This window comes from Nocardioides marmorisolisilvae (assembly GCF_003725775.1).
In the GTDB taxonomy this organism is placed as follows: domain Bacteria; phylum Actinomycetota; class Actinomycetes; order Propionibacteriales; family Nocardioidaceae; genus Marmoricola; species Marmoricola marmorisolisilvae.
Genome location: NZ_RJSG01000002.1, coordinates 1,302,281 through 1,320,734 on the forward strand (window position 1 = coordinate 1,302,281; position 18,454 = coordinate 1,320,734).

21 protein-coding genes are annotated in these 18,454 nt (G+C 69.5%); 7 read left to right on the forward strand and 14 right to left on the reverse strand.

Annotated features, from left to right (window positions below; translation table 11 throughout):
* Window positions 1-4: 4 nt before the first annotated feature.
* The 3 genes from EFL95_RS10350 to EFL95_RS10360 form a co-directional block, all read right to left on the reverse strand.
* Entirely contained in the window at window positions 5-1,291 is a 1,287-nt protein-coding gene (locus EFL95_RS10350) for an adenylate/guanylate cyclase domain-containing protein (RefSeq protein ID WP_183407124.1), read from the reverse strand.
* Between the two features lie 70 nt (window positions 1,292-1,361).
* On the reverse strand, window positions 1,362-2,573 hold the full coding sequence (locus EFL95_RS10355) for an acyl-CoA dehydrogenase family protein (RefSeq protein ID WP_123233883.1): 1,212 nt from the start codon (window positions 2,571-2,573) through the stop codon (window positions 1,362-1,364).
* A gap of 27 nt (window positions 2,574-2,600) precedes the next feature.
* Complete coding sequence (locus EFL95_RS10360) at window positions 2,601-3,962, reverse strand: acyl-CoA dehydrogenase family protein (protein ID WP_123233884.1); 1,362 nt, start codon at window positions 3,960-3,962, stop codon at window positions 2,601-2,603.
* An 88-nt stretch (window positions 3,963-4,050) separates the two neighbouring features.
* On the opposite strand from EFL95_RS10360, the gene def reads away from it, so the two are divergent.
* Window positions 4,051-4,626: a peptide deformylase gene (gene def, locus EFL95_RS10365; protein WP_123233885.1), complete on the forward strand. Its 576-nt coding sequence runs from the start codon at window positions 4,051-4,053 to the stop codon at window positions 4,624-4,626.
* Between the two features lie 25 nt (window positions 4,627-4,651).
* On the opposite strand, the gene EFL95_RS10370 is transcribed toward def, so the two are convergent.
* Window positions 4,652-5,452 (reverse strand): TrmH family RNA methyltransferase, encoded by an 801-nt coding sequence (locus EFL95_RS10370; protein WP_123233886.1) that lies wholly within the window; start codon window positions 5,450-5,452, stop codon window positions 4,652-4,654.
* On the reverse strand, window positions 5,433-6,659 hold the full coding sequence (gene cobA, locus EFL95_RS10375; RefSeq protein WP_123233887.1) for a uroporphyrinogen-III C-methyltransferase: 1,227 nt from the start codon (window positions 6,657-6,659) through the stop codon (window positions 5,433-5,435). Before cobA ends, EFL95_RS10370 begins: the two co-directional genes overlap by 20 nt.
* Window positions 6,660-6,727: 68 nt before the next feature.
* Here cobA and EFL95_RS10380 point away from each other — a divergent pair, with 68 nt between their 5' ends.
* The 4 genes from EFL95_RS10380 to EFL95_RS10395 are packed head-to-tail and all read left to right on the forward strand — an operon-like array spanning window position 6,728 to window position 8,995.
* A complete protein-coding gene (locus EFL95_RS10380) occupies window positions 6,728-7,258 on the forward strand; it encodes a YbhB/YbcL family Raf kinase inhibitor-like protein (protein WP_123233888.1) in 531 nt (176 codons plus the stop codon).
* Complete coding sequence (locus EFL95_RS10385; protein ID WP_123233889.1) at window positions 7,239-8,210, forward strand: alpha/beta hydrolase; 972 nt, start codon at window positions 7,239-7,241, stop codon at window positions 8,208-8,210. The genes EFL95_RS10380 and EFL95_RS10385 overlap by 20 nt, the downstream gene beginning before the upstream one ends.
* A gap of 10 nt (window positions 8,211-8,220) precedes the next feature.
* Window positions 8,221-8,580, forward strand: coding sequence for a hypothetical protein (locus EFL95_RS10390; protein WP_123233890.1), 360 nt, complete (start codon window positions 8,221-8,223; stop codon window positions 8,578-8,580).
* 4 nt (window positions 8,581-8,584) lie between these two features.
* Window positions 8,585-8,995, forward strand: a complete 411-nt coding sequence (locus tag EFL95_RS10395) for an Imm1 family immunity protein (protein WP_183407125.1) — start codon at window positions 8,585-8,587, stop codon at window positions 8,993-8,995.
* 5 nt (window positions 8,996-9,000) lie between these two features.
* Here EFL95_RS10395 and EFL95_RS10400 read toward each other — a convergent pair whose 3' ends face one another.
* Genes EFL95_RS10400 through EFL95_RS10420 form a run of 5 tightly spaced genes read right to left on the reverse strand, consistent with a single transcriptional unit; the run spans window position 9,001 to window position 12,937 of the window.
* Window positions 9,001-9,774: a sulfite exporter TauE/SafE family protein gene (locus EFL95_RS10400; RefSeq protein ID WP_123233892.1), complete on the reverse strand. Its 774-nt coding sequence runs from the start codon at window positions 9,772-9,774 to the stop codon at window positions 9,001-9,003.
* A 21-nt stretch (window positions 9,775-9,795) separates the two neighbouring features.
* A complete protein-coding gene (locus tag EFL95_RS10405) occupies window positions 9,796-10,542 on the reverse strand; it encodes a sulfite exporter TauE/SafE family protein (protein WP_123233893.1) in 747 nt (248 codons plus the stop codon).
* On the reverse strand, window positions 10,539-11,645 hold the full coding sequence (locus tag EFL95_RS10410; protein WP_123233894.1) for an SPFH domain-containing protein: 1,107 nt from the start codon (window positions 11,643-11,645) through the stop codon (window positions 10,539-10,541). The genes EFL95_RS10405 and EFL95_RS10410 overlap by 4 nt, the downstream gene beginning before the upstream one ends.
* Entirely contained in the window at window positions 11,645-12,124 is a 480-nt protein-coding gene (locus tag EFL95_RS10415) for an NfeD family protein (protein ID WP_123233895.1), read from the reverse strand. Before EFL95_RS10415 ends, EFL95_RS10410 begins: the two co-directional genes overlap by 1 nt.
* A gap of 9 nt (window positions 12,125-12,133) precedes the next feature.
* Window positions 12,134-12,937 carry an ABC transporter ATP-binding protein gene (locus tag EFL95_RS10420; protein ID WP_123233896.1) on the reverse strand — a complete coding sequence of 268 codons (804 nt, stop codon included), beginning with the start codon at window positions 12,935-12,937 and terminating at the stop codon, window positions 12,134-12,136.
* A 74-nt stretch (window positions 12,938-13,011) separates the two neighbouring features.
* On the opposite strand from EFL95_RS10420, the gene EFL95_RS10425 reads away from it, so the two are divergent.
* Window positions 13,012-13,743, forward strand: a complete 732-nt coding sequence (locus EFL95_RS10425) for a hypothetical protein (protein WP_123233897.1) — start codon at window positions 13,012-13,014, stop codon at window positions 13,741-13,743.
* Complete coding sequence (serB, locus tag EFL95_RS10430; RefSeq protein WP_123233898.1) at window positions 13,740-14,957, forward strand: phosphoserine phosphatase SerB; 1,218 nt, start codon at window positions 13,740-13,742, stop codon at window positions 14,955-14,957. Before EFL95_RS10425 ends, serB begins: the two co-directional genes overlap by 4 nt.
* A 31-nt stretch (window positions 14,958-14,988) precedes the next feature.
* On the opposite strand, the gene EFL95_RS19530 is transcribed toward serB, so the two are convergent.
* The 4 genes from EFL95_RS19530 to fabG are packed head-to-tail and all read right to left on the reverse strand — an operon-like array spanning window position 14,989 to window position 18,433.
* A complete protein-coding gene (locus tag EFL95_RS19530) occupies window positions 14,989-15,513 on the reverse strand; it encodes a SixA phosphatase family protein (protein ID WP_183407126.1) in 525 nt (174 codons plus the stop codon).
* Window positions 15,510-16,913 carry an MFS transporter gene (locus tag EFL95_RS10440; protein ID WP_123233899.1) on the reverse strand — a complete coding sequence of 468 codons (1,404 nt, stop codon included), beginning with the start codon at window positions 16,911-16,913 and terminating at the stop codon, window positions 15,510-15,512. Before EFL95_RS10440 ends, EFL95_RS19530 begins: the two co-directional genes overlap by 4 nt.
* 24 nt (window positions 16,914-16,937) lie before the next feature.
* Window positions 16,938-17,729 (reverse strand): enoyl-ACP reductase FabI, encoded by a 792-nt coding sequence (fabI, locus tag EFL95_RS10445; RefSeq protein ID WP_123233900.1) that lies wholly within the window; start codon window positions 17,727-17,729, stop codon window positions 16,938-16,940.
* A complete protein-coding gene (gene fabG, locus EFL95_RS10450) occupies window positions 17,729-18,433 on the reverse strand; it encodes a 3-oxoacyl-[acyl-carrier-protein] reductase (protein ID WP_123233901.1) in 705 nt (234 codons plus the stop codon). The genes fabI and fabG overlap by 1 nt, the downstream gene beginning before the upstream one ends.
* Between the last annotated feature and the right edge of the window lie 21 nt (window positions 18,434-18,454).

Genomic DNA, 18,454 nt, shown 5'->3' on the forward strand with positions numbered 1-18,454 from the left:
AAATCTAGCCGGACACCTCGTACGTCGCGACCGGGCGGGTGATCCCCTTGAACTGGCCCTCGCCCTTCGGGACGCAGTCGATCTCCTCGTTCACCAGCAGCCAGGTCGCGTGGCTGATCAGCACCTTCCCGGGCTCGCAGGTCGTCTGGATCCGCGCTGCGAGGTTCACGTGCTTGCCAAGGACCGCGTACTTCATCCGGTCGGTCGAACCGAAGTTGCCGATCGTCACCACCCCGGTGTTGATCCCCATCCGGACCGCGAGCGATTCTGTGATCCCGGCCTTGCGCCAGGCGTCGTTGAGTCGCGACACCGCCACCTGCATCTCCACCGCCATCCGCACTGCACGGAGAGCATGATCGCGATCGCTGGTCGCCACCGGGGCGCCGAAGAAGACCAGGATCGCGTCGCCGGAGATCTCGTCGACGGTCCCGCCGTGTCGGTGGGCGATCGCCAGCATCTCGGAGAAGTACTCGTTGAGGACGCGCGCCAGGTCCTCGGGCTCGAGCTCCTCGGAGACGTCGGTGAACCCAACCAGGTCAGAGAAGAAGACGGTGAGCTTGGTGCGGGCCGGACGGAACTCCTCGACGTCCGTCCCCGCGATGATCTGGTCGGCCAGCTGCGAGGGGACGAACCGACGGATCAGCTGCCCGCTGCGCTCGAGCTGGGCGTTGGCCTCAGCAAGGTGTTCATCCTGCAGCCGCCGCGCTGCGATCGTGAGCAGGCTGATCGCCACGGTGATCGTGAAGGTGAGCAGGAGAGGTACGAGGATGCAGATCGCCCAGGCGACCGAGTCCTGGGCAGCGACCCGACCATCGTTGAGACCCGGCGCGTAGTCGAGAACGTCGAGGGTTTGGAGAACACCGATCACGCAGACCAGCCCCAGCGCGTAGCAGGTCGCGAAAACGCCCGCCCGGACGCCGAAGAGTAGCGCGACGAAGAGTGGGTACAGCGCGTACCCGGCTGCAAAGGGAGTCGACCAGATGCCGAGCTGGTAGTTCAGGTACCCCGCCGCGGCGCCGTAGCTAAGGACGATCAGAACCATGGTCCAACGCCCGTCGGTTCCTCGACGTGCCGGCAGCCGGGTAAGCACGCCGACCACGACGAATGCTGCTGCGAAGAAGAGGTAGAACCGGTCGTTCAAGCTCACGTCGACGACCCCGGAACGGGTCGCAGCCACGTGCGTCGGCGGCACCATCGCGATGGCGCCGAGACCTCCGGCGACAGACACCCACGCCACCTTCCGGTAGGTAGGCCCGCCATCGATCTCGATGAACCGTTCGACCAGGGTCACGAACATGACGCTAGCGACGCAGCAGGGCCCCGACCAGTAGGTCGGGACCCTGCGCAGGGTGTCGTTCCGGTTACTTCAGCTCGGCTGACGACAGGCCGAGGATGCGGCGGGCCACGATCAGCTGCTGGATCTGCTGGGTGCCCTCGAAGATGTCGAGGATCTTGGAGTCGCGACCCCACTTCTCCAGCAGGTCGGTCTCGGAGAAGCCGAGCGTGCCGGCGAGCTCGATGCACCGCAGGGTGACGTCGCTGCCCATCCGCCCGGCCTTGGCCTTGGCCATCGAGGCCTCCATCGAGTTGGGCTGGCGGTTGTCCGCCATCCACGCCGACTGCAGGGTCAGCAGGTACGCCGCCTCCCAGTCCGCCTCGAGCTGGAGGAACGTCGCCGCGGCAGCCGACTGGCTGTACGCCGGCTTGTCGTAGTCGATCTCGATCCCGGCGTTCTTGAGGACGTCGCGGGTCAGGTCGAGCGAGGCGCGGGCACAACCCACGGCCATCGCCGCGACCAGCGGACGGGTGTTGTCGAAGGTGGCCATCGCGCCGGCGAAGCCCTCCTTCACGTCGATCTCCTCGTTGCCGAGGATGTTCTCCGCGGGGACCCGGCAGTTGTCGAAGATGATCACCGCGGTGTCGGAGGCGCGGATGCCGAGCTTGTGCTCGAGCCGCTCCACCCGCATGCCCTCGGTGCCCTTCTGGACCACGAACGACTTGATCGCGGCGCGGCCGAGGCTCTTGTCGAGCGTCGCCCAGACGACCACGGAGTCGGCCCGGTCACCGGCGGTCACGAAGATCTTCTCGCCGTTGAGGATGTACTCGTCGCCGTCCTTGACCGCGGTGGTCGTGATGGCGGCCGAGTCCGATCCGAAGGACGGCTCGGTGATCGCCATCGCGGCCCAGGTGCCCTCGAACTTCTTGAGCTGCTCGTCGTTGGCGACCGAGGCGATGGCGGAGTTGCCCAGGCCCTGGCGGGGCATCGAGAGCGTCAGTCCGACGTCGCCCCAGCACATCTCCATGATGGAGAGCACCGAAGCCAGGTTGGCGCCGTTCTTGTTGCCCGCCTCGACCGGCTTGTCGTCACGACGGACGCCGGTCGCGCCGGCGCCCTCGGAGGCACCGGAGTCGGCCAGGCCGTCGATCATCGCGGCCAGCATGTCCAGCTCGACCGGGTACTCGTGCTCGGCCTGGTCGTACTTGCGGGAGATCGGCCGCAGCATGTTCATCGCGACCTGGTGGGCCTGGTCGATGAGCGGGCGGATCTTCTTGGGGGTTTCCAGATTGATCATGATCGTGTCTCCTTCGCTGACCCGAGGTCAGACGAGGACCGCTCCTTCCATGAGGCCGATGGCTCGCAGGTCGCGGTACCACCGCTCGACCGGGTGCTCCTTGACGAAGCCGTGGCCACCGAGCAGCTGCACGCCGTCGTTGCCGATGCCCATGCCGCGCTCGGCACAGATCCGGCGGGCCAGGGCGATCTCGCGCGAGGCGTCCTTGCCCTGGGCGACACGGCTGGCCGCCTTGTAGGTCAGCAGGCGCATGCCCTGCAGCTCGATCGCGATGTTCGCGACCATGAAGGCCACCGACTGGCGGTGCGCGATCGGCTCACCGAAGGCGCTGCGCTCCTTGACGTACGGGGTCACGTAGTCGAGCACTGCCTGGCCGGTGCCGATCGCGAGCGCGCACCAGGCGAGGCGGGAGTTCTGCACGACCTCGCGGTAGGTGGCTGCGTCGCCGAACAGCGCGACATCCTCCAGCGCGACGTCCTTGAGCACGAGGCGGGTCAGACCGGCCGCGCGCACACCCATCGAGGGGTCCGAGACGACGGTGATGCCCGGCGTCGAGGACTCGACGAGGAACAGCTGCGGCTTGCCGTCGAGCTCGGCGCCGATGATGAACAGCTCGGCCTCGGCACCGCGCACGACACCGGACTTCTCCCCGTTGAGCACGAAACCGTTGCCCGATCGGGTCGCCTGGGTCGAGGGCGTCAGCGGGTCGAACAGAGCCGTCGGCTCGGCGAGCACCAGGGCAGCGGCCGGGACCTCGTCACCGGCGAACGCCGGGAGGTAGGTCGACTGCTGCGCGTCGGAGCCGTACAGCGAGAGGGCGGTGGCGACCGCGCCGGACGCGAGCGAGGCGACGGCCAGGCCCATGTCGCCCTGCGAGAGCGCCTCGTGGACCAGGACGCCGGCGACGGCAGACCGCTCGGCGGCGATGCCGCCCAGCTCCTCGGAGACGCCGAGGATCGGCAGGCCGATCTCCAGCGACGCCTTGAGCAGGTCCTCGGGGGCGGCGCAGGCCTCGTTGGCCTCCGCGGCAGCCGGGCGCACGACCTCGGTGGCGAACTCGGTGACCACGTCGACGAGCATCTGCTCGTCCTCACCCGGGGTCAGGTCGAACAGACCGGTGTTCTTCGCGGACGGGACGCGCTTTCCGCCACCGGCTCCCCCGGCGCGTGCGAACGCGCGGCCAGCGGCACTCGCGGTCTTGAACCCTGCGCTGGTCACCCGGAAGACCGTCTGCTCGCTGGTCTTGCGGATCTTCAGCCGGTCCAGGACGTCACTCTGCGCGAGCTTGTTCAGCGCAATGACGGCCAGGCCGATCGGATCACGTCTCTCGTTCTCACTGAGTCCGTGCTTGCCGCCAGCGGCCAGCACGCTCTTCACGGGGTTTGCCATGCCGGAAACTGTAACTCGGAGTTACACGTATTGCTACACCCGGGGCCGTGGCGCAGGTCACCGTGTCGCGACCCCTATCCTCGACCGCATGTCCGACGCAGAACCGACCGTCCTCCCAGCGGGCGGAACTATCCGTCCGATCACCCGCTGGGGCGAGGCGGTGATGCACCGACCGGCGCGCCCGGTGACCACGTTCGACGCGAACCTGCACTCCCTGGTGGCCGACATGGTCGCCACGATGTACGCCGCGGACGGCGTCGGACTGGCTGCCTGCCAGATCGGCGAGGACCTGGCCGTCTTCGTCTTCGACTGCCCCGATGACGACGACGTCAGCCACCAGGGCGTCGTCTGCAACCCAGTCCTGCACCTGCCCGAGGGCCGCGACCGCAAGCTCGACGACGACGACGAGGGCTGCCTGTCCTACCCTGGTGCGTTCGTCGCCTGCGCCCGCCCCGACTACGCCCGGGTGACCGGCCTGGACATCCACGGCGAGCCCGTGGAGTTCAGCGGCACCGGCCTGCTGGCGCGCTGCCTCCAGCACGAGACCGACCACACCACCGGCATGGTCTTCGGCGACCGGCTCTCCTCGCGTCTGCGCAAGAAGCTGCAGAAGCAGATGGAAGCCGAGATGGACTCCTACCCGCTCTCCTGGCCCGCCGAGTAGCCCGGTTAGCGGTCGCTCGCCGGCACTAAGCGCCCGTTCGGCGGGCGGCGACGTAACAGGCCACGGCAGAAGCGGCAGCGACGTTCAGCGAGTCGATTCCGGCCGCCATCGGGATGATGGCTCGCTGGTCAGCCGCCTGCTCCCAGCGCGCCGACAGCCCGCGCCCTTCGGAGCCGAGCACGAGCGCGAGCCGATCGACGCCGGCCACGGCCTCCTCGATCGGCACGGCGTCGGGAGCGAGAGTCAACGCCACGGTGTTGAATCCTCGGGCGGACAGGTCCGGCAGGGCCGAGTGCCAGTCCGGCAACCGGGTCCACCGCATCGAGAACACGGCCCCCATCCCGACCTTGATCGCGCGCCGGTAGAGCGGGTCCGCGCAGCGCGGAGCGAGCAGAATCGCGTCGAAATCCATCGCCGCGGCGCTGCGGAACACGGCACCGACGTTCGTGTGGTCGACGACGTCCTCGAGCACGAGCACGGAGCGGGCACCGTCGAGCACCTCGTCGAGCGAGGGCAGCGGCTTGCGCTCGAAGGCCGCGAGCGCACCTCGGTGCACGTGGAAGCCCGTCAGTTCCTCGGACACAGATTCGTCGACGACGTAGACCGGAGCCTCACCGAAGACCTCGGCGAGCCCGTCGATCCACTTCTCGGCCATCAGGAACGACCGGGGGGTGAAACCGGCCTCGACGGCCCGGCGTACGACCTTCTCCCCCTCGGCCAGGAACAGCCCGTTCTCGATCTCCAGGTGCTCGCGCAGCTGGACGTCCCGCAGGTCGCGGTAGTCCGCCAGGCGGGCGTCTGAAGGATCAGAGATCGGGGTGAGCAACCCTGACCACCTCGCCGATGACGATGATCGCCGGCGGGTTCACCTGGTGCTTGACCAGGTCCTCGGCCAGCGAGCCGAGGGTCGAGAGTACGGTCCGCTCGGTCGGCATCGTGCCGTCGCAGACGACCGCGACCGGGGTGGAGGCATCACGACCCTTCTCGACCAAGGTCGCAGCGATGGCCGGAGCGTTCTCGACGCCCATCATGAGGACAACGGTGCCGCGCAGCTTGGCGACGCCTTCCCACTCGACCAGCGACTCGGGATGCCCGGGCGGCAGGTGGCCGGAGATCACCGTGAACTCGTGGGTGACTCCGCGGTGGGTGACCGGGATCCCGGCGATACCCGGGACGGCGATCGGGCTGCTGATCCCGGGGATCACGGTGACGGGCACACCGGCCGCCTGGCAGGCGATGATCTCCTCGTAGCCGCGGCCGAAGACGAAGTTGTCGCCGCCCTTGTAGCGGGCGACACGCTTCCCGGCGAGCGCACGCTCGACGATGATCCGGTTGATCTCTTCCTGCTGCGCGGAGCGTCCGCGTGGGAGCTTGGCCACGTCGACGAGCTCCACGTCCGGGCTCAGGTCGCCGAGAAGCTCGCGCGGCGCGAGGCGGTCGGCGACCACGACATCGGCCTCCATCAGCGCCTTGCGCCCGGCCACGGTGATCAGGTTCGGGTCGCCCGGCCCGCCGCCGATGAGGACGACACCCGGTGCCGGCTTCGACGTACCGGTGTCCAGCTCGCCGGACTGCAGACCCTCGAGGATCTTGTCCCGCACGGCCGCCGTGCGCCGGGAGTCCCGGTACTCGCGCCGGTCGCCCAGGACCGCGACAGTGACGGCCCCGTGCCGACCGACCGCGGGGGTCCAGGCGCTGCTCGCGTGGGCGTCGTCGGAGCGCACGCAGAAGGTGTGCAGGGATTCGGAGACCTCGGTCACCCGGGCATTGACCTCGGCGTCCGCCGTGGCCGCGATGACGTACCAGGCTCCGGTGAGGTCACCGTCCTCGAAGTCACGCTGGATCCAGGTGATCTCACCCGACCCGACCAGGCCCTCGATCGCCGGGGTGACCTCCGGCGAGACGACGTGCACGTCCGCGCCGGCCGCGATCAGGCCGGGGATCCGACGCTGCGCGACGTGACCACCGCCGACCACGACGACCTTGCGGCCTGCGAGCCGGAGTCCGGAGGGGTACGTCGGAAAGTCGGTCACGAGTCCATTCTCCTGAACCGGGGCCGTGACGCGTGACCTGGGTTCACCCAGCGGACTAGGGTCGAAGCATGAGCATCGAGCGCCCCGTCAGCCCCGATCCGTACCCGCTGCTTCCGCAGGTCCCGTCGTTCACGGTGACCAGCGCTGATGTCACCGACGGCCAGCCGTTGAAGGACGACCAGGTGGCCGACGGGGGCAACACCTCGCCGCAGCTCTCCTGGAGCGGTGCCCCGGAGGGGACCCAGAGCTACACGATCACCTGCTTCGACCCGGACGCGCCGACGCCCTCGGGCTTCTGGCACTGGGTGCTCGTCGACGTCCCCGCCGATGTCACGTCCTTGGAGGCCGGCGCTGGCGCAGAGGGCGGCGCAAGCCTTCCGGCCGGTGCGTTCATGTGCCGCAACGACGCGAACCAGAAGGCGTTCATGGGCGCTGCTCCCCCGCAGGGTGACCAGGTGCACCGCTACTACTTCGTGGTGCACGCGGTGAACCACCCGACGCTCGGGGTCGACTCGGATGCCACGCCCGCCGTGGTCAGCTTCAACCTCGCGTTCAAGACCGCCGGCCGCGCGATCGTCCATGGCACCTACGCACACTGAGGCGGACTCAGGGCCCCAGGACATCCTTGGGGCGCCGTACGTCGCCAGGACCCTGCAGCTCAAGCCCGACTTCGAGGGCGAGGTCGTTGCCACCCTAGTCCACCGCCCCGCAGATGGGCCGTCCACCGGCAAGGCCGTCCTGCACGTGCACGGGTTCGCCGACTACTTCTTCCAGACCGCGGCCGCCGACTTCTGGTGCAACCGCGGCTACGACTTCTACGCCCTGGACCTGCGCAAGTACGGCCGGTCCCTGCGACCGCACCAGACGCCGAACTACGTCGACAGCCTGAGCACCTACTACGAGGAGCTCGACCAGGCTTTCGAGGCGATCAGCGCCAACTACCGCCACATCGTGCTGTCAGCGCACTCCACCGGCGGGCTGACGGTGCCGTTGTGGGCAGCCGAGCGGAACCTGCGGATCAACGGGATGGTGCTGAACGCTCCGTGGCTCGACATGCAGGGCGACGCCGTCGTGCGCAACGTGGCGATGCCGGCGATCCAGCGCCTCGGCGTACGACGACCGCTGCAGCAGATCCCGCGCAAGGTCAGCGGCTTCTACGCGCGCAGCATCCACCGCGACCACGAGGGCGAGTGGGACTTCAACCTGGACTGGAAGCCGCTGCAGTCCTGGCCCGTGTACGCCGGCTGGATCCGAGCCATTCGCGAGGGCCAGCTCAGGGTCGCTGCCGGCATCGAGGTCCAGTCCCCGATCCTGGTGCTGTCCTCCAGCCGGACCGGCAAACCGACCTCGGTCATCGACCCGGTCGTCCACAGCACCGACATCGTGCTGGACGTCGAGCAGATCCGGCGGCGCGCTCCCCTGCTGGGTCGGCACGTCACCCTCGCGCAGATCGACGGCGCCCTGCACGACGTCACACTGTCGCGTCCGGCAGTGCGCAAGGTGGTCTTCGAGGAGATGGCTACCTTCCTCTCGGCCTACGTCGATGGCTAACGTCCTCTCCATGAATCCCGTCACCGGTCTCGCCCTGGGTCGCATCGCCATCGGCGTCGGCGCCCTCGCCTCCCCCGACCTCGCCAGCAAGCTGTTCCGCCTCGACGGCGCGAACAACCCGCAGCTGCCGTACATGACGCGCATGTTCGCCTCGCGCGAGATCGCTTTGGGCGCAGTGACGCTGGTCGCCAAGGGCGCTGCCCGCCGCAAGCTGGTAGCGCTCGGGATCTTCGTCGACGGCGCGGACGCCTTCGCCGGGATCGAGGCCACCCGCAGCGGAGCGGTCAGCAACTCGGTCGGGGTCGGTCTGACCGCTCCGGCTATCGGTGCCGTCATCGCCGGCGGGATCGCGCTGGCCACCGGCAAGTAGCACCGTGCAGTCCAGCGGGCCTTCGGTCCGTGCATCGTTCGGCCGCCTCGACACCACCGCGGTCGAGACACGGATCCGCACCCTCGATGAGTTTCGCCGTTTCCTCGACGTTGCCTCAGAGCACGTCAGCGAGATGGGGAACCCGGCGGTCGTGCTCCAGCATCCGAACGGTTCGAGCCTGAGCTTCGCCTGGAACGAAAGCCATGCGTTCCTGAGCTGGATCGACCCCTTGGAAGTTGCGTACTCGTCCGAGGGAGGCGCGCCCCTGGACTTCTTGGTGTTCGGGTACTTCGGGAACTGGAGCGAAGCCCCGGGAGAAGCTCTCGTCCCGATCGAGAACGGCCTGGAGTGCGTCCGCGCCTATCTCGAGACCGGAACCCCAGAGCCAGCGGGAGTGCGGTTCGTTCCGGACTGACCGGCTCAGGTCAGGAACGTGACCAGCGCGGTCAGACCAACCACGACGATGAACGCCCGCAGCACGGGCGCGGGCAGTCGCTGACCGATCCGGGCGCCGATCTGACCGCCGAGCGCCGCACCGACGGCCAACAGCGCGACGATCAGCCAGTCCATGTGTCCCGAGAAGATGAAGATGACCGCGGCGAGCGTGTTGGACGAGGCCACGACCACGTTCTTCACGGCGTTCTGGCGCTGGAGCGGCTCGTGCACACCGGCGCCGAAGATGCCGAGGACGATCACGCCCTGCGCAGCGCCGAAGTAGCCGCCGTAGATCCCGGCTCCGAGGACCGCCGGCGGCACCCATCCAGCGTCCGGGGTGGTGTCCTGCCCGGCCGCTGCTGAACGCGCCGCGGCTGCTGCGGAGAGCCGAGGTCCGAGGACGACCAGGGTCAGCCCAAGCAGGATCAGCACCGGCACGATCGCCTTGAACGCCGAGGACGGCAGCACCAGGAGAAGGGTCGCCCCGATCGCGGAGCCGATCACCGTCGAGCCGACCAACCGCAGGATCCGCGCCTTCTGGCCAGCCAGGTGCTCGCGGTAGCCGATCGCTCCGGAGACCGAGCCCGGGACCAGGCCGAGCGTGTTCGAGACGTTCGCGGTCACCGGCGGCACCCCGAACGCCAGCAGCGTCGGGAACGTGATGAGGGTTCCCGAGCCGACAACCGTGTTGATCGTGCCGGCCGCGATGCCGGAGAGGAGGACGACGGACTCCTGCAGCAGCGAGAGGTCGGTCGTCACGCCCCGGAGTATGTCAATGGGTCACCAGATGAACGACGCCAGGGCCGCGAGGCCGACGACCACGATCACGGCGCGCAGCACGTGGGGCGAGAGTTTGCGCCCGAACCTGGCGCCGAGCTGCGCGCCGGTCACCGATCCGACCGCGATCAGCGGCACGACCTTCCAGTCCACGTCGGCGACCGCCACGAAAACCACAGCGGCGATTCCGTTGACGATCCCGGCGAGGAAGTTCTTGGTGGCGTTGTGGGTCTGCAGGTCGTCGTCGATGCCGATCCCGAGGATGGCCATGAGCAGGACACCCTGGGCGGCCCCGAAGTAACCGCCGTACACGCCCGCTCCGGCGACCGCGGGCCAGACGAAGCCTCGTTCCCCGACGTCCGGGGAACGCCGGGCCAGCCAACGGTTGATCCGGGGTCCGGCGATGACGAGGACCAGTGCCAGCACGATCAGCGCGGGCACGATCGCGTCGAACGCGTCCGAGGGCAGCACCAGCAGCAGGACGGCGCCGATGATCCCGCCCACCAGCGACGCGGTGCCCAACCGGAGCAGCCGGGCGCCGCGGCCGCGCAGCTCGGCCCGGTAGCCCCAGGCCCCCGAGAACGATCCGGGCGCCAGGCCGATCGTGTTCGAGACGTTCGCGGTGACCGGGGAGAGCCCGAACGCCAGCAGGGTCGGGAACGTGATCAACGTTCCCGACCCCACCACGGTGTTGATCGTTCCGGCTCCAACTCCCGAGAGGAGGATCGCGATGCCCTCCCACAGGCTCACTGCGTGGGAGGCTCCTGCGCCGGGGGTGCGGGCGGCTCGGTCGGCGGGATGTCGGCCGGAGCCGCTGCCTGCGCCTCGCGGAGCGCCTGCTGCACGCTCTCCTCGGCACTCGCGAGCGCTCCGCTGCCTCCGGCTTCGAGCGGCTCGGACGAGCCCATGTCGACGCGGTGCTTGACGCCCTCGGTCTTGAGCGGGATGCCGCCGACCTCGTGGATCGCTGAGCCGAGACCCTCGAGCGCCTTGGTGATCTCGGACGGGATGACCCAGAGCTTGTTGGCCTGGCCGTCGGCGATCTTCGGCAGCATCTGCAGGTACTGGTAGGCCAGCAGCGCCTGGTCCGGGGCCCCGTCGTGGATCGACTGGAAGACCGTCAGGATCGCCTGTCCTTCACCTTGGGCCTTGAGGATCGCTGCCTCCCGCTCACCCTGGGCGTTGAGGATCAGCGACTCGCGGTAGCCCTCGGCGTTCAGGATCGCGGACTGCTTGTTGCCCTCGGCGGTGAGGATCGCGGACTGCCGCTCACCCTCGGCGGTCAGGATCAGCGCGCGCTTGTCACGGTCGGCGCGCATCTGCTTCTCCATCGCGTCCTTGATGGACGGCGGCGGGTCGATGCTCTTGATCTCAACGCGCCCGACGCGCACACCCCAACGCCCGGTCGCCTCGTCCAGGACCGCGGAGAGGCCGCGGTTGATCTCCTCGCGCGAGGTGAGCGACTGCTCCAGCGTCATGCCGCCGACCACGTTGCGCAGGGTGGTCATCGTCAGCTGCTCGATCGCCGAGATGTAGTTGGCGATCTCGTACGTCGCGGCGACCGGGTCGGTGACCTGGAAGTAGATGACCGTGTCGATGCCGAGGACGAGGTTGTCCTCGGTGATCACCGGTGCCGGCGGGAAGCTCACGACCTGCTCGCGCATGTCGATGACGTAGCGCACCCGGTCGATGAACGGGGTCACCATGTTCAGGCCCGGCGAGAGCGTGGCCCGGTACTTGCCGAACCGCTCGACGATGCCCGCCCGCGCCTGCGGGACGATCCGGATCGTCTTGGCGAGGACCAGGATGGCGATGAGCGCCAGGACCCCGAAAAGAACCAGCAGGAACATCATCAACTCGTTTCTGTCGTCGAACCTTGGGGCGACTGCACCCGAAGCACGTAGGCGGTGGCGCCCTTGATCGACACGACGTCGACCGTCGCGCCGGCTTCGATCTGGTCGTCCTCGTCGTAGGGCTGGGCGGTCCAGACGTCGCCGCCGATCTTCACCCGGCCCGGCGAGGTGTGGGAGATGGTCTCCAGGACGTGCGCGCGCTTGCCGATGAGCGCCTCGGCACCGACCGCGAGAGTCGGGCCGGCGTGCAGCCGGTGCACCAGCGAGGGGCGCACGAACCACATGAGCGCGACGGAGACGCCGAGGGCGACGAGCATCGCGACGAGGAAGCTCCCACCGGCGATGGCGACCACCATTCCGGCGAACGCTCCGGCGGCGAGCATGATGAGGATCAGGTCGGTGCTGGCCAGCTCGAGCACGACAAGAGCCAGAGCGGCGATCAGCCAGGTCTCGGACGCGTGGTCCCGGATCCAGTCCATGACGAAACTCTAGCCACCCAGGTGTCGGCTCGTCCGTCGTCTGGCGGCGTACCGGCCGTCCTCGACGGTCAGCTGCAACGACATCCCGAACGTCGCCGACAGGTTCTCCGCGTTCATGGTCACGTCCAGCGGCCCGGCGGCCACCACCCGGCCCTCGCGCAGCATCAGCACGTGGGTGAACCCGGGCGGCACCTCCTCCACGTGGTGGGAGACCAGCACGATCGCCGGAGCGAGCGAGTCGTTGGCCAGGACGCTCATCGTGGAGACCAGGTCCTCCCGACCCCCGAGGTCGAGGCCGGCAGCCGGCTCGTCGAGGATCAGCAGCTCCGGGTCGGCCATCAGCGCCCGGGCGATCTGCACCCTTTTGCGCTCGCCCTCGCTCAAGGTTCCGAAGGTCCGGTCCAGCAGCTTGCCGGCGCCCACCTCGACGAGCAGGTCACGCGCACGCTGGTGGTCGAGCTCGTCGTAGTGCTCGCGCCAGCGGCCGACGATCCCGTACGACGCGGAGACGACGACGTCGCGGACCAGCTCGTCACGCGGGATCCGCTCGGCAACGGCGGCGCTGGTGTACCCGATGCGGGGTCGCAGCTCGAAGACGTCGACCGCCCCGAGCACCTCGCCGAGGATGCCGACGCGTCCCGCGCTGGGGTGCACCTGGGCCGAGCAGAGCTGCACCAACGTGGTCTTGCCGGCGCCGTTCGCTCCGAGCACGACCCAGCGGTCACCCTCGTTGACGGTCCAGCTGACGGCATCGAGCAGGGTCGCCTGGCCCCGACGGACACTCACGTCGGCGAGCTCGAGAACGGTGCTCATTCATCCCTCTGGTCGGCCCTGCGATCTTCCTGGCCCCCTACGGTCGCCAACCCTAGCCTGACTACCCTGCTCGCGTGGCTCTCCCTCGCAGCGCGTTCCTGACGCTCTGGACCGGCGCGTGCCTGCGGGGATCGGTCGGTCCGGACGACGCGGCCGTCGCCGTTCGCGGTGAAGACCCGCAGCACCTCGTCGTCGACTGGCCCGGGCGCCCCGAACCCTTCGAGCTCGCCCACCTGCCGGCCGCGATCAGCACCTTGCGCGAGCCGTCGCTGCGGCTGGCCCTCCCGGCTGCCGGAGACCCGCTCGGGCTCGCCGGTCCGCCGGCATTCAACGCCCAAGCACTGGACGCCGGCGAGGCGGTCATCGTGGTCGGCCTCGGGGCGGCGTACGGGCTGGTGCCCACCGAGGACGCCCGCACGGTCCTCTGGCACTGCTCCCCGGTCGAGGTGCCGCACCTGCTCGACCCGGGCGAGGCCTCCCGCACACTGCGACAGGTGCTGCTGACGGCGACCGCCGAGCTGGTCCGTCTCGACGTCGCGAGCTGGCAACCGGAGATCCCGGACCTGATGCTGAACCTCGCCCAGCGACCCGGACTCCCGCTCCCGCCCGGTACGCCGAACTCCGCGATCGAGACCCTCGAACGTGCGGCGCTCTGCGCCGAGATCGTCGAGCTCGCCCGGGCCGACGAGGGCGGTGCGCTCAGCAGCCACGAGATGGCGGCGCGGGCAGGGTGTCTCACGGATCTCGACGCGGCCGCACGTCGCGCGATCGTGGCGCTCTGCTCCGCTAGCCTCGGAGCGACATGAACGACGGAGTAGAAGCCACTGTCCTGATCACCCTGACCGGCAAGGACCGCCCGGGTGTCACCTCGACCGTGTTCGAGACCCTGGCCCGCTTCGGCGTCGAGGTCCTCGACATCGAGCAGATCGTGCTGCGGGGTCGCCTCATCCTCGGTCTGCTGGTGAGCTCACCGCGGGACTGGAAAGCGCTGCGCGACGCGGTGGAGAAGGTCGCCGACGACCTCGACATGAGCCTCGAGATCGAGCGAGGCGCCGGCGACAACCGCGCCCGTCCCGAAGGCCGCAGCCACGTCACGGTGCTGGGCACCCCGTTGAGCTCCAAGGCGGTCGCTGCGATCGCCGGCCGGATCGCCGACATCGGCGCCAACATCGACCGCATCGAGCGGATGGCGCGCTACCCGGTCACCGCGATCGACCTGCACGTCTCGGGTGCGGAGCCGGAGAAGCTCCGCGCGATCCTGGCCGAGGAGGCCGCGCGGCAGGGCGTCGACGTCGCCGTCCAGTCCGCCGACCTGCTGCGCCGCGGCATGCGCCTGATCGTCATGGACGTGGACTCGACCCTGATCCAGGGTGAGGTCATCGAGATGCTCGCCGCCCACGCCGGGTGCGAGGAGGAGGTCGCTCGGGTCACCGACCTGGCGATGCGCGGCGAGCTCGACTTCGGCGAGAGCCTGGCGGCCCGGGTGGCGCTGCTGGAGGGTCTCGATGCCGCGGCCCTCGACCGGGTCTACGACGAGCTGGTGCTCTCCCCCGGCGCCCGCACCACGGTGCGGACGCTCAAGCGGCTGGGCTACCGGTTCGCGATCGTCTCCGGCGGGTTCTCCCAGATCACCGACCGGCTCGCCGCCGACCTCGGCATCGACTTCGCCGCCGCCAACGAGCTCGAGATCGTCGACGGCAAGCTCACCGGCAAGGTCATCGGCGAGGTCGTCGACCGGGCAGGCAAGGCCAAGGCGCTGCGCCGCTTCGCTGCCGAGGCGGGCGTGTCCGAGGCCGCGACCATCGCCATCGGCGACGGGGCCAACGACCTCGACATGCTGAGTGCCGCCGGGCTCGGCATCGCCTTCAACGCGAAGCCTCTGGTCCAGGCGGCCGCGCACACCGCGGTCAACGTGCCCTACCTGGACACGGTGATGTACCTGCTCGGGATCAGCCGCGAGGAGATCGAGGCGGCCGACGCAGCGGCCGGCATCGTCACCCCGGCTCCACCACTCCCCTAGGACTGAAGGGCCTCACCGGGTTTCGACAGGCTCAACCAGCGCGACCGCGACCGACGTGGAAGGCGCTGATCCGCGCCCCACCGACATCGAGGTCCGACCACGCGCACGGCACGTCGAGCACAGCCATCGCCGAGGTCGGGTACCCGGCACTGACCCGGGCGAACAGCTCGGCATCTGCTCCGCCGTCGTCGAGCAGGTGCACCAGGTAGGCCATCGTCGGGTTGTGCCCGATCAGCAGCACGGTTTCGGCATCCTCGGGCGCGGCGTTGATGATCTCCAGCGCACCGTCGGTGCCAGCGCCGTACAGGCTCCGGTCGAAGACCGGCTCCAGCTCGAGCTCGGCTCCCGCCGAGAAGGAGGCCCAGGTCCCGCGCGTCCGCGCGGCCGAGGAGACCACCGCGTAGTCGGGGCGCAGTCCGGCCTCACGTGCCCAGTCGCCCGCGTCCTCGGCGTCGCGGTGACCCTTGTCGGTCAGCACGCGCTCGTGGTCGCTCGACGCGAACGGCTCCGCCTTCGCGTGCCGCAGGATGATGAGCTGGCGTGCTGGTTGCGTCACGGCTCCAGTGTCTCAGCAGTTGCCCGCAGCCCGTACCAGGAAACCAGACCTCCGCCGATCAGCAGTGCGGCGCACAGCCACTGTCCGTGCCGGAACCCGGCGGTCAGCACCGAGGCCCGTTGGTAGTCCTCCCCGGACAGCCCCACCACCGCCGGCAGCGCGGCGACAGCGAGCAGCGAACCCGCGCGGGCGACCGCGTTGTTGATCCCGGACGCCACCCCGGCGTGCCGGTCGGGAGCAGCGGCGAGGACCGCCGTGGTCAGGGGCGAGACCAGCGTCGTCAACCCGACCGCGAACAGCACCATCCCGGGGAAGACGTCGACCAGGTAGATGGCGTCGCGGCCGATGAACGAGAGCAGCAGCACGCCGGCCGCGCAGAACATCGGGCCGATGCTCATCGGGAACCGCGGTCCGGTGCGGGCGGCGAGGACGGCAGCCCGCGAGGAGAAGGTCAGCATCACGATCGTGATCGGCAGCGTCGCCAGACCGGCCTGCAGCGCCGAGTAGCCCGAGGTGACCTGGAGCTGGAGGACCAGGAGGAACAGGACAGCTCCGAGAGCGCCGTAGACGAGGAAGGTCATCAGGTTCGCTGCAGTGAAGACCCTGGAGGCGAAAAGCTCGACCGGCGCCATCGCACCCGGTCGCCGTTCGGCCAGCACGAAGGCGGTCCCGGCCAGCAGCGCCACCAGCGTTCCGACGGCGATCAGCCACCCGGGCAGGTCGCGCCAGGAGGTCAGCAGGTAGGTGATCAGCCCCAGGGATGCCGTGCCGAGCACGGCTCCCACGATGTCGAACGGCGCCCGCTCGTCCTCGTCGCGCGACTCCGGGACGTGGCGGCTGAGGACGATCACTGCGATGCAGAGCGGGATGTTGATCGCGAAGATCCAGCGCCAGCCGGCGTGCTCGACCAGGAAGCCACCCACGAACGGCCCGATCGCGGCGGCCACGCCGGTCACCCCGGCCCAGCGCCCGATCGCCGCCGGACGGTCCTCGTGGCGGAAGCTCGCCTGGATCAGGGCCAGCGCTCCGGGCGTCAGCAATGCACCGGCGATCCCCTGGAGCACCCGGAAGCCGATGAGCTGTTCAGGGGTCTGTGCGAACGCGCACATGATGCTCGCAACCCCGAAGGCCCCGACCCCGACCAGGTAGACCCGCTTGCGGCCGTGGCGGTCGCCCAGCGAGCTGCCGACCAGGATCAACGAGGCCAGGGCCAACAGGTAGCCGTTGAGCACCCACTGCACCTGGGACAGGCCGGCGCCGAGGTCGTCCCCGATGGTCCGGACGGCGATGTTGACGACCGTTCCGTCCAGCAGCGCGATCCCGGAGCCGATGATCACCGTCGCCAGGGTCCAGCGCCCACGAGCCGAGTTCACGTCGAGCAGGTCGGCCTCATCGGTCACCTCTGCACGGTACAGGGACGGAGCTCAGGCGCCCATGGCGTGGTAGCCGCCGTCGACGTGAACGATCTCACCCGTGGTGGCCGGGAAGAAGTCCGAGAGCAGCGCGACCACGGCCTTGGCGGTCGGGTCCAGGTCCACGTTGTCCCAGCCGAGGGGCGCGCGGGTCCCCCAGCCGGCCTCGATGTCCTCGAAGCCCGGGATCGCCTTGGCAGCCAGCGTCTTCAGCGGTCCGGCGCTGACCAGGTTGACCCGGATCCCGTCGGCGCCGAGATCGCGCGCCAGGTAGCGCGACGTCGACTCGAGCCCGGCCTTGGCCACGCCCATCCAGTCGTACGCCGGCCAGGCGACCGAGGCGTCGAAGGTCATCCCGACGATCGAGCCGCCCCGGCCCATCAACGGCAGGCACGCCTCGGACAGCGACGCCAGCGAGTACGCCGAGACCTGCACCGCCTGGGCCACGTCCGGCCACGGTCCACCGAGGAACTTGCCACCCAGCAACGTCTCCGGGTTGCCGTAGGCGATCGAGTGCACCACGCCGTCCAGCCCGTCGACGTGCTCGCGCACCAGGCTCGGCAGTCGGTCGAGGTGCTCGGGGTCGGTCACGTCCAGCTCGAGGACCGGAGCCTCGGCCGGGAGACGACCGGCGATGCGCTTGGTGATGTTCAGTGCCCGGCCGAAGTTGGAGATCAGCACGGTCGCGCCCTGCTCCTGCGCGACCTTGGCCACCGCGAAGCCGATCGAGGTGTCCATCGTGACCCCGGCCACGAGGATGCGCTTGCCTGCCAAGATCTGGCTGGTTGAGCCTGTCGAAACCATCAGTGCCCCATTCCCAGTCCGCCGTCGACCGGGATCACGGCCCCGGTGACGTAACCCGCGTTCTCCGCCGCCAGCCAGAGGACCGCGTCGGCGACCTCCTCGGCCGAGCCCATCCGGCCCAGCGGGATCTGCTCCTTGTAGGCCGCCTGCTGCTCCTCGGGGAGCACGGCGGTCATGTCGGTCTCGATGAAGCCCGGAGCCACGACGTTCGCGGTGATCGACCGGCTACCGAGCTCGCGCGCCAGCGAGCGGGCCATGCCGACCAGTCCGGCCTTGGACGCGGCGTAGTTGACCTGGCCGGGCGAGCCGAGCAGCCCGACCACGCTGGAGATGAAGATGATCCGCCCGCGCTTGAGCCGCAGCATGCCCTTGGCCGCGCGCTTGGCGACGCGGAACGACCCGGTGAGGTTGGTGTCGATGACCTCGCCCCAGTCCTCCTCGGACATCCGCAGCACCAGGGTGTCGCGGGTGATGCCCGCGTTCGCGACGAGCACCTCCACCGCGCCCTGGTGCTCCTCGACCGCGGCGAACGCGGCCTCGACCGAGGCCGGGTCGGTCATCTCGCAGGCGACCGCGAAGGCACCGTCGGGGGCCTCGCCGGAGCGGCTGGTCACGGCGACGTTGTCACCGTTCTTCAGGAACGCTTCCGCGATGGCGCGGCCGATGCCACGGTTGCCGCCGGTCACGAGGACAGATCTGCTCATGCTCCGACGGTAACCGCCGAC